General features: G+C 64.0%; 13 protein-coding genes. 7 read left to right on the forward strand and 6 right to left on the reverse strand.

Annotated elements, in window-relative coordinates:
* Positions 1-3 precede the first annotated feature (3 nt).
* The 7 genes from AAA969_RS05765 to gmk all read left to right on the forward strand — a co-directional run bounded on the left by AAA969_RS05765 (position 4) and on the right by gmk (position 5,320).
* Positions 4-288 carry a hypothetical protein gene (locus tag AAA969_RS05765; protein WP_338244542.1) on the forward strand — a complete coding sequence of 95 codons (285 nt, stop codon included), beginning with the start codon at positions 4-6 and terminating at the stop codon, positions 286-288.
* A 15-nt stretch (positions 289-303) separates the two neighbouring features.
* Positions 304-1,041: a 3-oxoacyl-[acyl-carrier-protein] reductase gene (gene fabG / locus AAA969_RS05770; RefSeq protein WP_338244544.1), complete on the forward strand. Its 738-nt coding sequence runs from the start codon at positions 304-306 to the stop codon at positions 1,039-1,041.
* Positions 1,042-1,199: 158 nt separating this feature from the next.
* On the forward strand, positions 1,200-1,436 hold the full coding sequence (locus tag AAA969_RS05775; RefSeq protein WP_121212052.1) for an acyl carrier protein: 237 nt from the start codon (positions 1,200-1,202) through the stop codon (positions 1,434-1,436).
* 9 nt (positions 1,437-1,445) lie between these two features.
* Complete coding sequence (fabF, locus tag AAA969_RS05780) at positions 1,446-2,729, forward strand: beta-ketoacyl-ACP synthase II (protein ID WP_338244549.1); 1,284 nt, start codon at positions 1,446-1,448, stop codon at positions 2,727-2,729.
* A gap of 21 nt (positions 2,730-2,750) precedes the next feature.
* Positions 2,751-3,791 carry an endolytic transglycosylase MltG gene (gene mltG, locus AAA969_RS05785; RefSeq protein WP_338244551.1) on the forward strand — a complete coding sequence of 347 codons (1,041 nt, stop codon included), beginning with the start codon at positions 2,751-2,753 and terminating at the stop codon, positions 3,789-3,791.
* A 19-nt stretch (positions 3,792-3,810) separates the two neighbouring features.
* Entirely contained in the window at positions 3,811-4,674 is an 864-nt protein-coding gene (locus AAA969_RS05790) for a YicC/YloC family endoribonuclease (protein WP_338244553.1), read from the forward strand.
* On the forward strand, positions 4,664-5,320 hold the full coding sequence (gene gmk, locus AAA969_RS05795; protein WP_338244555.1) for a guanylate kinase: 657 nt from the start codon (positions 4,664-4,666) through the stop codon (positions 5,318-5,320). The genes AAA969_RS05790 and gmk overlap by 11 nt, the downstream gene beginning before the upstream one ends.
* An 18-nt stretch (positions 5,321-5,338) precedes the next feature.
* Here the strand turns inward: gmk and rsmA are convergent, their stop codons facing one another.
* The 6 genes from rsmA to AAA969_RS05825 all read right to left on the reverse strand — a co-directional run bounded on the left by rsmA (position 5,339) and on the right by AAA969_RS05825 (position 13,076).
* Complete coding sequence (rsmA, locus tag AAA969_RS05800; RefSeq protein ID WP_338247220.1) at positions 5,339-6,208, reverse strand: 16S rRNA (adenine(1518)-N(6)/adenine(1519)-N(6))-dimethyltransferase RsmA; 870 nt, start codon at positions 6,206-6,208, stop codon at positions 5,339-5,341.
* Positions 6,205-7,230, reverse strand: coding sequence for a 4-hydroxythreonine-4-phosphate dehydrogenase PdxA (gene pdxA / locus AAA969_RS05805; RefSeq protein ID WP_425325035.1), 1,026 nt, complete (start codon positions 7,228-7,230; stop codon positions 6,205-6,207). The genes rsmA and pdxA overlap by 4 nt, the downstream gene beginning before the upstream one ends.
* On the reverse strand, positions 7,227-8,495 hold the full coding sequence (locus tag AAA969_RS05810; RefSeq protein WP_338244559.1) for a peptidylprolyl isomerase: 1,269 nt from the start codon (positions 8,493-8,495) through the stop codon (positions 7,227-7,229). The genes pdxA and AAA969_RS05810 overlap by 4 nt, the downstream gene beginning before the upstream one ends.
* An 86-nt stretch (positions 8,496-8,581) precedes the next feature.
* Positions 8,582-10,777, reverse strand: coding sequence for an LPS-assembly protein LptD (locus tag AAA969_RS05815; RefSeq protein ID WP_338244561.1), 2,196 nt, complete (start codon positions 10,775-10,777; stop codon positions 8,582-8,584).
* 83 nt (positions 10,778-10,860) lie between these two features.
* The gene (locus AAA969_RS05820) at positions 10,861-11,958 is read right to left on the reverse strand and encodes an LptF/LptG family permease (protein WP_338244563.1); all 1,098 of its coding nucleotides are present in this window, start codon (positions 11,956-11,958) and stop codon (positions 10,861-10,863) included.
* Positions 11,955-13,076 (reverse strand): LptF/LptG family permease, encoded by a 1,122-nt coding sequence (locus tag AAA969_RS05825; protein ID WP_338244566.1) that lies wholly within the window; start codon positions 13,074-13,076, stop codon positions 11,955-11,957. The genes AAA969_RS05820 and AAA969_RS05825 overlap by 4 nt, the downstream gene beginning before the upstream one ends.
* Positions 13,077-13,189: the final 113 nt, after the last annotated feature.

Genomic DNA, 13,189 nt, shown 5'->3' on the forward strand with positions numbered 1-13,189 from the left:
ACCGTGAGCGAGGACGAGCCCCGGACCTATTCCAAGGAGGCGGTACTGAACCGTTTCCGGGCCGCGCGGAAGACGCGCGAGCGGGAATTGCTCTGGCTGGCCTATGCGCTGGATGTGGCAGCCCTGTTTGTCCTGATCGCGATGGGCTGGACCCTGGTCTCTATCCTCGTTTTCGTGGCTGCGCGGTTTGCCTCGAAGGTCCCCACACTGATCGGTTGGGGCTTCCTCGCTGCCTTGGCGGGTTTCATTCTGGCGCCGATGCTCTTTCAATTCATAGCGACTATCTAACCGGAGGGAATTCGGATGTTCGATCTCACAGGCAAGAATGCCCTCGTTACCGGTGCGACCGGTGGCCTTGGCAATGCGATTGCCCGCAAGCTGCACGCCCAGGGCGCCACGGTGGCGCTGTCGGGGACGCGGGAAAATGTGCTGCAGGAGCTGGCCGACGCGCTGGGCGAGCGCGCCCACGTCCTGCCTTGCAACCTGTCCGACGGCCCGGCGGTCGACGCCTTGCCCAAGCAGGCGGCGGAAGCCATGGGCTCGCTCGATATCCTCATCGCCAATGCCGGCATCACCAAGGACCAGCTCCTGATGCGCATGAAGGATGAGGACTGGGATACCGTTCTGAAGGTCAATCTGGAGAGCTATTTCCGCCTCTCGCGCGCCGCCCTGCGGGGCATGATGAAGGCGCGATGGGGCCGGATCGTTGGCATCACGTCCGTCGTCGGTGTGATGGGCAATCCCGGCCAGACCAATTACTGCGCCTCCAAGGCCGGCATGATCGGCTTTTCCAAATCGCTGGCCCAGGAAGTCGCAGCACGCGGTGTCACCGTGAACTGTGTCGCTCCGGGCTTCATCGCCTCGCCGATGACCGATGTCCTCACCGAGGACCAGCGCGCCACCATTCTGGCCAAGATTCCGGCCGGAGACCTGGGCAGTGGCGATGATATCGCCAACGCCGTCGTTTATCTCGCCAGTGCAGAAGCCGGGTATGTCACCGGGCAGACGCTGCACGTGAATGGCGGCATGGCGATGATTTAACGAGCAAACTTCCACCTGTGGGCAGCGTTTCCCATTCTGGTCTTGCCGGAGGAAACATGCTAACTGCCCGCGCATCTTGGGAATGGCTAATGTTTCGCCGCTTCCCGTCTTCTCCTGCACCGCTATATTGGCGCGGTGAATCACTATGAGGGTCTGAAATGTCTGACGTTCTCGAGCGCGTTACCAAAATTGTCATTGAACATCTCGATGTCGAGGCCGAAAAGGTCACCGACAAGGCGAGCTTTATCGACGATCTGGGCGCCGACTCCCTGGATAATGTCGAACTCGTTATGGCGTTCGAAGAAGAATTCGACATCGAAATTCCGGATGACGCCGCCGAGCACATCCAGACGGTCGGTGACGCCGTGAAGTTCATCTCCGAGAAGGTGGGCTAACACCCCCTGATGCGCCGCGTTGTCGTCACCGGTATCGGGCTCGTCACGCCGCTGGGCTGCGGGCGGGAAGTCGTTTGGGAACGTCTTCTCGCCGGTCAGTCCGGGCTCGGCTTGATCGAGCATTTCGATACGTCGGACCTGTCCTGCCGTGTGGCCGGTCTGGTTCCACGCAAGGACGGACGTGGCGGAGGACGCGAGGGCGAGGCCGGGGTATTTGACCCCGACACCGTGATGAGCGTCCGTGATCAGCGCCGGATCGATGATTTCATCCTGTACGGGATAGCAGCCGCCGACGAGGCGATTGCGGACTCGGGATGGCAGCCCAGCTCCGAAGAGGACAGGCATCGCGCCGGCGTCATGATCGGATCGGGCATTGGTGGCCTTGAAACCACCTATGAGGCCTCGATCCTGTTGCACGAAAAGGGCCCCAGGCGGCTCTCCCCCTTTGTCATTCCCGGCATGCTGATCAACCTCGCCTCGGGCCAGGTCTCGATCCGCCATGGTCTGAAAGGCCCCAACCACGCGGTGGTGACGGCCTGTTCGACCGGCGCCCATGCCATTGGCGATGCGGCCCGACTGATTTCGCGCGGTGATGCCGACCTGATGGTCGCCGGCGGTGCGGAAGCGACGGTCTGCCGTCTCGGCATCGCCTCCTTCATCGCCTGCAAGGCGTTGTCCACGGCTTTCAATGACGCGCCGGAAAAGGCTTCCCGTCCCTATGACAGCGACCGCGATGGATTCGTCATGGGCGAGGGCGCCGGCGTTGTGGTGCTGGAAGAATACGAGCAAGCCAAGGCCCGCGGTGCGACGATCTATGCCGAGGTCAAAGGCTACGGCCTGTCCGGCGACGCCTATCACATCACCGCCCCGGCCGAGGACGGCGATGGCGGGTTCCGCTCGATGTCGGCGGCACTCAAGGATGCCGGCCTGACCCCGGCGGATATCGATTACGTCAATGCGCACGGAACCTCGACACCGCTCGGTGACGAGATCGAGCTGCGGGCCGTCGAGCGCCTGTTCGGCGATCACGCCAACGAGGTCGTCATGTCCTCAACGAAATCGGCCATTGGCCATCTGCTCGGAGCGGCAGGTGCGGTCGAGGCAATTTTCTCGATCCTCACCATCCGTGACGGGGTCTGTCCGCCAACGCTCAACCTTGACAATCCGTCGGTCGAGACGGCGATCGATTTGGCGCCGCACACGGCTGTAAAGCGGCCGGTGAGGGCAGCGCTGTCGAACTCCTTCGGATTCGGCGGCACCAATGCGTCCGTGGTATTTGTCGCGGCCGAGTAACGCGTTTTCGGGGATCAAGACATGAGTGACGCCGCTGCGCCCAAGGCCAAATCCGGTCTGGTCAAAATCCTTCTTTGGACCGTTGTTGTGCTGTTCGTGCTCGCGCTTGCCGCAGCGGGAGCGGTGTATGGTGGCTACAAGTGGATGCAGGCCGAGTTCGCGGCGCCGGGCCCTTCGGCTGAGGAGACCATCATTCTTCTGCCGCGCGGCGCCGGGCTGATCACGATTGCCAATCAGCTCGAGACCGAAGGCTTGATCCGCGATCGCCGGATCTTCCGGGCGGCGGTGACGCTGGACGGTGGCGAAGGCGTCCTGCGGGCCGGCGAATACCGGATTCCGGCTGGTGCCTCGATGGCCGAGATCTATGACCAATTGCGGGTCGGCCAGACGGTCCAGTACCCCGTCACCTTCGCCGAAGGCCTGACCAGCGCGATGATCGTCGACACGCTCGCCGCGTCCGACGTGCTGACCGGCGAGATCACTGAAATTCCCGCCGAGGGGACGCTTCTGCCGGAGACATACCTGGTCACGCGCGGGACGTCGCGTCAGGAGGTCCTTGATCGGATGGCGGCTGCCCAGACGGCGTTGCTGGATCGTTTGTGGGACGACCGCGCCGAGAACCTGCCCTTCGACACCCGCGAGGAAGCCATCATCCTGGCCTCTGTCGTCGAGAAGGAGACGGGCGTTGGTGCCGAACGTCCGGAAGTGGCGTCGGTCTTCGTCAACCGCCTGCGTCGCGGGATGCGGCTTGAGAGCGACCCGACCATCATCTACGGCATCAGCCGCGGTGTGGCGCTTGGGCGGGGGCTGCGTCGGTCTGAAATCGATAATGCCGAGAACGCCTGGAACACCTACCAGATCCCGCGCCTGCCACCGACGCCGATCGCCAACCCGGGAACCGAATCAATCGCTGCGGTGCTTAATCCGGCGGAGGGCACGGCGCTCTTCTTCGTGGCCGACGGCACGGGCGGGCATGCCTTCGCCGACACCTATGCCGAGCATCAGCGCAATGTTGCCAACTGGCGCCGGATTGAACGCCAGCGCCGCAACGGGGGCAATTGAGATGGGCGTCCTGTCAGGGATGACCGGATTCGCGCGTGTCGATGGGCGATCACCCGGCTGGACCTGGACCTGGGAGGCGCGCAGCGTCAACGGCAAGGGTCTGGAGGCGCGCTACCGCCTGCCGAATGGTTTCGAGCGTCTCGAGCCCAAGGCGCGGGACCTCGCCAAGGCGCGCTTCGCACGCGGCAATGTCAACGCCACCCTCAATCTGCGCCGTGAGAGCGAGGCATCGGGTGCTCAGATCGATATGGCGCGATTGCGCAGCCTGCTCGACCAGGCCGCGCCCTTGCTGGAGAGCGGTCAGGTCGCGCGACCGAGCCTCGATGGCCTGCTGGCGCTGCCGGGCATGATCGACAGCGAGCAGGTTGGCATCAGTGACGACATGACTGCGCTCGATACGGCCCTGCTGACGAGCCTTGGCGAGGCTCTGGATGCCCTGGTGTCGGCCCGCCGGGAAGAGGGCGCTGCTCTGTCCGCCGTTCTGACCGGCCATGTCGAGGACATCACCCGCCTGATCGGTGAGGCGGCCAGCCATTCTGCGACACGGACCGACGCCATCAAGGATCGCCTGTCTGCCAAATTTGCCGAATTGCTGCCCGAGGGGTTGGACGAGGATCGCCTGGCGACCGAAGCCGCCGTGCTGGCGGTGAAGATGGATGTCCGCGAGGAACTCGACCGGCTGCAGGCCCACATCGTCTCGGCGCGTGACCTGCTTGCCCAAGGCTCTCCGGTGGGCCGCAAGCTGGATTTCCTGTCACAGGAGTTTAATCGCGAGGCGAACACACTATGCTCGAAGTCCTCCGATTCTTCGCTGACCGCCATCGGGCTTTCGCTGAAGAACACGGTCGACCAGTTCAGGGAGCAAATACAGAATGTCGAGTGACGGCTATTCCGGAGCGATCTTTCGTGGTCGCCGCCGCGGCGTTCTGCTCGCGCTGTCCAGTCCTTCCGGTGCTGGCAAGACGACCCTGTCCAAACGCCTTCTGAGTCAGAACCCCGACGTGGTGCTCTCGGTCTCGGCCACGACGCGCAAGCCGCGCCCGGGCGAGGTCGATGGTCAGGACTACCACTTCATCTCGGTCGACGAATTCAAGAAGAAGATCGAGGACGACGAGTTCTTCGAGTGGGCCGAGGTTTTTGGTCGCTATTACGGGACGCCCAAAACACCGGTCATGGAGGCCGTCGAGGACGGTCGGGACGTGGTCTTCGACATCGACTGGCAAGGCGCCCAGGCGCTGGCGGCCGCGGCGCCGGACGATACCGTTCGGGTCTTCATCCTTCCGCCATCCATCGCGCTACTGGAAGACCGCCTGCGCAAGCGCGGCCAGGATACGCCGGAGATCATCAAGGGCCGCATGGCCCGCGCCAAGGACGAGATCTCGCACTGGCACGAATACGACTATGTGATCGTCAATGACGACTTCGCGCGCGCGCTGGAAAAGCTCAATGAGATACTCCACGCCGAGCGACTCAAGCGCTTGCGTCATCCATGGCTGGAAGAGTTTGTCGACGCGATCATGGATCAGTAGGGCTGATCGCGTGATAGCCTAGCTGCGGCTGGCCTCATAGGCCGCACGCCAAGTGCGGGCGAGTGTCTGAAATCCCTCGATATCAATCACCTCGGCCCGTGCGCCCGGATCGATCCTAGCTGCCTCAAGCAGCGCATCCGCGCTGGTGCCGGCTTGCCCGGCGGCCTGCGACAGACTGCGGCGCAGCGTCTTGCGACGTTGTCCGAAAGCCGAGGCGGTGATCCGCTCGAGCGCCACGACATCCTTGAACTGCTGCGCCTCGGGCAGGGGGTCGAGCACGACGACCGCCGATTCGACCTTGGGCGGCGGGGTGAAGGCGCGGGCCGGAATCTTCAGCGCCAGCCGGGCCGAGCACCGTGACTGCGAAATCACGGCGAGGCGGCCATAGGCCTTGTCACCCGGCGCAGCGACGACCCGGTCCGCTACCTCGCGCTGGAACATCAAGACCGCGCGGCGCCACCAGATCGGCTCGGCCTGCAACCATTTGATCAGCAATTGCGTGCCGACATTATAAGGCAGGTTGGACAGGATGACCTTGTCGCCCGGCCCGGTCAGCAGGGTCCGTTCATCGACAGCAAGCGCGTCGCCCCGTTCGACGGTCAGCCGGCCACCCGAGGCCAGATTGATTTCCTCCAGCGCGCCGAGGAATCGGGCGTCCATCTCCACAGCCAGCAGGGACGCTGCTCCCTCGGCCAGGATGGCCCGGGTCAGTCCGCCTGGCCCGGGGCCGACCTCGATCGCCTGGTCCCGACTCATGTCACCGGCCAGGCGGGCGATCTTGGCGGTCAGGTTGAGGTCGAGCAGGAAGTGCTGACCGAACGCCTTCTTGGCCCCGAGATCATGGCTGGTGATGACATCACGAAGCGGCGGCAGGTCGTCGAGGCTCATCGGCGGCACGCTGCGATCCGTGTGGCCTGATTGAGCGCGGCGAGCAGGCTGTCAGCCCTGGCGATACCCTGTCCGGCAATATTGAAGGCGGTGCCATGATCCGGCGAGGTGCGGACGATGGGCAGGCCGAGCGTGATGTTCACGCCGCCATGAAAATCGAGTGTCTTCACCGGGATCAGTCCCTGGTCATGATAGAGGCAGATGGCCGCATCATAGCCAGCCCGTGCCTCGGCATGGAAGAGCGTGTCGGGGGGCTGGGCATCGGTGATGTCGATCCCGTCCGCGCGCAGCCGTGCGGCGAGGGGGTTGAGCAGGGTCAGCTCCTCATCACCCAGCGCCCCGCCTTCGCCCGCATGCGGGTTGAGACCGGCGAGGGCCAGTCGCGGCCGGGCGATCCCGAAATCGCGGCGCAAGGCCGCGTCTGTCAGTCGCGCAATGGCGTCCACGCGGTCTGGCGTAATCAGGGTCAGCGCGCGGGCCAGCGGCTCATGGATGGTCACGAGAACCACGCGCAGTCCGCCACCGGCGAGCATCATGGCCGGACCTCGCGGACCGATGACCGGATGACCGGCGCACAGCTCAGCGAGAAATTCGGTATGGCCGGGAAAGCTGAAACCGGCCGCATACATCACCGATTTGGCGATTGGGGCGGTCACCAGAGCGCTGGCCTGCCCGTCGAGGCAAAGGCGGACACCGGTCTCTATGGCGGCCTTGATGCAGGCAGCGTGCGCGGCATCAGCTTGACCGGGGATACAATCAGAGCCGAGCGACACGCCGACGTCCAGGACGGGCAGACCCCGGGGCATCACGTCATCGGCGTCGGAGAGCGTTGCCAACTGCCGGGGCGGCGGTAGATCCTGTTGCTTGGCCGTGGTTGCAAAGGCTGCGACATCTCCCAGCGCCACAAAGGTACCGGCATCTGGCGCGGTACGCCAACTCTGCCAGGCCTTGAGGATGATCTCGGGGCCGATCCCGGCCGGATCACCCATCGACACGACGACGGGTGATGGACGGCTCATCAGTTTCGGATCTCGACCGTCGAGTCGCGGCGCAGGTCGCGCAGCCAGCGACGCGAGAGCAGCGACAATTGCTGGCCGCGAAGCTGGCCTTCCAGATCGTCACGTGTCGGAACGCCGGGGCCGGCGATGGCACGGTCACAGACGATCAGCGCCTGCAGGCCGACCGCCGATTGCAGGACGCCCGTATTCTCACCCTCATCGAGCGGCTGCAGGGCATCGCGGATGGCCGGAAGAACAGCGTCCGCGGCGATGCTGCCGAGCGGGGTATAGATTGCGCCGGCGATGCGACCGGACACGGCTTCCGCCTGGCTACAGGTCGGGTCGGCGGCCAGTTCGCGCGTCAGGTTGGCGCGCGTCGCGTCGGTGACGGCGCTGGTCGGGACCGTGATCTGGACAAGGTCATATTGCAGGGTCGTCGTGCCATCACGAGCGCCGACAAGGGCGATAACCATGAAGCCACCGGGAACCTCGATCGGGTTCGACAGGGCACCGCGGCCCCCGCTTTGCTCGTACTGGCCGCGCATCTGGGGCATGATCGCCGCGACTTCGGGCTGAAGCTGGCTAGCCGTAATCCAGCCGATATCACCACCATTGGCAGCCGAGGGCGCATCCGAGAACTGGCGCGCCAGCTCCGGGAAAGTCGCGCCTTGCTGCAGCTGGTTCATCACCGTGATGACGCGCTGGATGGTTTGCTCTTCCTGGCCCGGCCCGGCGACCTCGAACAGCATCTCGAAAATGCGATATTGCGGCTGCGACGCGCTGGCTGCGAGACGTTCGAGCGCCAGCTCAATCTGCTGCTCGGAGATCCGGATGCGCGAGCCATAGCGGCCATTGACGATGATCTGCCAGGCGATTTCCGCTTCCAGCTGGTGACGCAGGGTCGAAACATCGACACCGGAATTCTGCAGGTCCTGGATGATGACATCGACCGTGGTGCCGTTGCGATCAGCCAGATCAAGCAGCGAGTTTGTGATCTCGCCATCGGAGACTTCGATATCATACTCGGACGCGGCCTGGAGCTGCAGGTGTTCGTCGATCAGTCCCCGCAGGGCCTGGTCCTGGATCCGCGCCAGTGTTCCTTCATCAATCTGCGACATGCCGGTCGAAGCGATGATCAGGCGCATGCGGTTGCGCACATCGACCGTCGTGATCGGCTCGTCATTGACCAAGGCTGCAACGCCTTCTGTCGTCTGCGCGTGCGCACAGGCGCCCCACAACAGGGTGGCGGAGGCAAGCAGGGAAAGAACAATTCGTTTGGCGCAGGTCATCAGCAATCGCATGTTGGTTCGGCGCGGAACATTACCCAAACTCGGTCCCGGCGCAATCGCCGGACACTGTTGCGCGCGGGGTTGGATCAATCCGGTCCGAAACTTCCGAGCGTGAACAGGGTGATGCGGAACTGGATCGATTCCGACGGCCCGAGCTCGGATATTCCGAGATCCTCACGCTGGTAGACGATATCGAATTGCGAACAGTCGTCGCCATAGCGAAGACCCAGTTCCTGGCGACGCGTGATCTCGCGGTCGAGATCACGGGTTATCTCCCCGATGGCGCTCCAGTGCTGGGTCAGACCCACTTCGAAATCGCCGCGCAGCTCACGCTGTGCCCCGATGCGGGTCCCGGCATCATCACTGATATCGAGATAACGCACGGTTCCGCTGAACCGCTCGCCGGCATATCCGAAAGAGACGTCGAGCCGATTGGTATCGAGGCTGTCCGGATCGACCCGCGCCTGGACTTCGGCACTGAAACCGGCCAGGTCGATCTCACCGGCCACAACGTAATCGGAACTGTCTTCGGTCAGACCACTGGCCGGATTGAAGACGGCGACCCCATCAAGGCGTTCGCTCTGACCGACGAACAGGCGCGCGCGACCGTCATCGCCCCACATCGCCGTTGTTCGCAGGCCGTAGCTGATGCGCTCGCCCTCTTCCCAGATGTCATAGCCGGGCGCCCGGACGGGTTGGAACAGCAGGCTCTCGTCGAGATCAATGGCGAGGCTGTCCTCGTTGACGATGCGACCGGCATTGCGATTGTCGCTGGCCGAGATCACCGAGATGACCGGCTCCACAATCCAGTCCGTGGTCTCTCCACCGCGATAAAAGGGCCAGCTGATTTCCGTGCCGACGAGGCCGAGTGTCCGGGAGAGCCTGTCTGATACCGGGTCTGTCAGTGGATCAACAACCGGCAGGTCATCGAAGCTGTAGCTGTCGGCGCGTGCCAGCGCGAAGGGTTCGACCACGATCCCCGGTGAAGTGACCCAGCGTGTTCGCCAGTCGAGTTGGGCCGTCACGCGGTCATAGTCGGTCCCGACCTCGCGCCGCAGGACGGCTGCGCTCGCCTCGACATTGAGCCGGCCCCAGCCCTCGGGTGCATTGAACACGCGTTGATAATTCAGGACCGGAGCGAGCACGGGAATGATGTCGTCATCGGCATTGGTGCGCAGCGACTGGTAGGAGGCCGCCACGATCGATCCCGTCGAGTTTCGCGTCCGCCCGTCGAGGTAAATCTGGCTGACCAGCTGGCGGCTCAGCGAATTGAGCGGGGCGCCACGATCCTTGTCCGCCTCCGAGAAGTCGTACCGGCGCAGGTGCAGGTCGTCGGAGGTGCGCTGAACGCCGAAGCCCCAACGCCAATCCGGATTGATCGCCCATTCGCCACCGCCGAACAGATGCCAGCGCGCGTCCCGCTCGCCATAGCGTTCGCCATCGCTGTCGATCTCGAACTCGTCGGTATAGCTGCCTTCCAGCTCCATGAAGCCGGACCAGAAACGCTTGCGATACTCGCCATAGATCAACGGGTTGACGTTGGTCATCACGCGCGGCGCAATCACCATGTCCTGAGACGGCGAAATCGACCAGTAATAGGGTTGCTGGTAGACAAAGCCGAGGCGTGAGGACGCGCCGACCTTGGGGAAAAGGAAACCGGAATGGCGCTCGGATGACGGGTCTGCATGGGCAAAGACCGGTGAGTAGAGAACCGGGACACCGCCGATCTCCAGCCGTGCATCACGGTAGTAGATCATCTGCTCGTCGGCATCCTGCACGATTTCACGGGCGCGCAGGCGCCAGGTCGGCTCATGCGCGCCGTCTTCGCAGAGTTCGCAGGCGGTATAGTAGGCGTCATTGAGCTGGAGCGAGCCGTCTGCGCTGCGGATTGCGGCGGCAGCGGCCACTTGGCCATTGTTTTCCAGGAGGCTGGCAAAGCCGATGGCAACGCCGGCAGCGAGCTGGCTGTCGAGTTCAACCTCGTCGGCGTATTGCGGAAACGGGCCCTGACCCAGAATGATGACATGGCCGCGGGCGACAACGCGATTCTCGTCGGGGTGGTACTCGATCTCGTCGGCAAGCAGGGTGCGCGGGTCCTGGCGGACGCGCACATTGCCGCGGGCGATATAACCGGTCCCTCCGGCGATATCCTCGACGTGGTCGGCTTCCAGATAGATCGGCGCCTCGTCGACTTCAGCCCCCTGAGCGAGAACCGGTGCCGTGAAGGCGAGTGCTGATGTGCTCAGCAATACTGCCGCTAGGCGGCGTACATGCGACGCCATGCGCGTCACTCCCTCTGGTATCCCGGCCCCCGCAGGCGGGTCTTGATCATGACTAGCCGATGCCGGGGGCATCGTCCACGTCGTCAACCGTCTTCGGTCGAGGCAATATAGATCAGGGCGAGCAGGGCGGTCAGTGCCGGTGCCGACCAGGCCGCGGTGGCGGGCGGCAGGGCGCCGGAAACCCCGAATGAGCTCAGCATTTCCTGAAAGAAGAACATCACAAAGCCGGCAATGCCGCCTGCCATCGCAAAGGCGGCGGCGCCGCCCAACCTGTGCAGGCGCAAGGTCGCCGCCGCCGCAATCAGGGTTGAGGCCAACAAGGTGAGCGGAAGGGCCAGCAGGGCATGCAGGCGTAATTCATAACGCTGGGTCGCAAGTCCGGCTTCTCGGGCCGAGCTGATCAATCGCGGCAGATCCCAGAACGCCACGCCCTCGGCCGACCGGGCGCGTTCGAACAGGGCCTGCCGATTGATCGAGGTCGGCATGGTGATATCGCCGAGGTCGAGGCGTGAGGGGGTCGGCGTGCGTTCGACGGCGCCGGTCACCTCCCAGAAGCCGGACCGCAACTCCGCCGATTCGGCATCAATCCGGCGCTCCAGGCTGGGCGTGCCATCAGCAGCCTCGGCGAACTGGAAGAAGACCGGGTCCTGCAGCACCTGGCGGTCTTCCTCAAGCTGGGTCGCCGCAATCACGGTGAAGCCGTCGATATTGGTCTCGCGCAGCCAGACCGGCTGGGCTGCGCCCTCGACGCGTCGGACATTCATCAGGCTGTCGCGGCGTGCCTCGAATTCGGCATTCATATTGGCGGCCAACGGGTTGAGACCTGCCGCACCGATGATGCCAACCACGACCGCCAGCACCATGGGCGCCGTCAGGATGCGCCAGGCCGACATGCCGGATGCTCGCATCACGATCAGCTCGCTTGACCGGTTGAGGCGAAACAGCGAGGTCAGCGTGCCGAACAGGAAAACGAAGGGCAGGGTGCTCTCGAGCAGGGACGGTGCGCGCAGCATCGTCAGACCGAGAAGGTCAAGGGTCGAGACATCGACCCGCGTCCCGACCGCCCGCGACTGTTCGACGAAGTCGACCAGGATGATGACGGTGGCGATGGTCGCGAAGGCCAGCGCCAGTCCGCCAGCGGTCTGGCTTGCCATGTAACGATTGAGACGGCCGCCGATCATGCGCTCGCCCCGCTCGCCTTGATCTGCCGTGGTCGCGTACGGGCAGGCCAGTAGATGACAGCGATCGCGCCGATCATGCCGGCAATCGGGATAAGGTATTGGGCGACGTTCATCGCGGCATCATCGGCACTGGCCGACTGCATCGCGAAGCCGATCAGGCGCAGGGTGAGGCCGGCGCCGACCGCGATCATGACCCGGCGGCCATAGCCCATGCGGGAATGGTCACCGGCTAGAAAACAGGCGGCCGCGATCAGCGCAAAGGCAAGATTGTAGAGCGGCCCCGAGAGGCGATAATGCGCTTCCGCCCAGGCCCGTTCCGGCCCGCCGGTGCGGGCGATTTCGGCGGCTGACGGCCACAGGAGCTCGTGCAGGAAGCGGTCTGATTCCTTGAAGAACATAGCATCGGCCGGTCCGACAAACTCTCCGAGGTCGAACTCATAGCGATCGAAATTGGCGTAGTAGAGCTCGCCGGCGGCATCGATCTGCTGGAGATTGCCGTCGATAAGGACCATGGCGGAGCGATCACCCGAGCGGACCACCACGCCTTCGCGGGCCGAGTAGGTCGAGGCCCCGTCCTCGCCACGACTGTCGTGGATCAGGATGTCCTGCATGCGGCCGTCACGGCTGCGATCACGGGCATAAATAGTCACGCCCTGGCCGAGCTGGGAGAAGGCACCTGGCGTGACCAGGCTGGCAGCAACGTCGGATCTCAGCGTGTGCAATTCACGGCGCATCTCGCGGTAGGCGATCGGCTGGGCCAGCAGGTTCACCACAAGATTGGCCAGCAGCACATAGATGCCCAGCCGGATAACCGGTGAAAGCAGGCCGAACCGGCTCAGCCCGGCAGCCGAGGCAATCACCAGCTCGCTGTCCGAGGTCAACCGGTTGAGCGTGGACAGGACGGCGACAAAGAGCGCGATCGGAACCAGCAGCGCTGTCAGTTGGGGCAGGGCCAGCGCCGTTACCTTGACGAAGGTCAGCGCGGTCTCCGAATAGCCCGAAACAAGGTCGACATTCGACAGGCTCTGCGTCAGCAGCGCCAACCCGGCAAAGGCGGCGATGGCCGTGATGAACGGCCAGAGCAACTGATTGAAGAAATACCGTTGAAGGAGAATCATGGACCGGCTTGTGCTGCGCGTTCAGCCTTCTATCTCACGTCGTGATCGGATACCACTTCCGCGACACAAGTTTTCGGCGTCGGCTTCAGGCCCGTGACGCCGCGCACCACCAA

The sequence above is a fragment of the Maricaulis maris genome (genome assembly GCF_036322705.1).
Taxonomy (GTDB): Bacteria; Pseudomonadota; Alphaproteobacteria; order Caulobacterales; family Maricaulaceae; genus Maricaulis; species Maricaulis maris_B.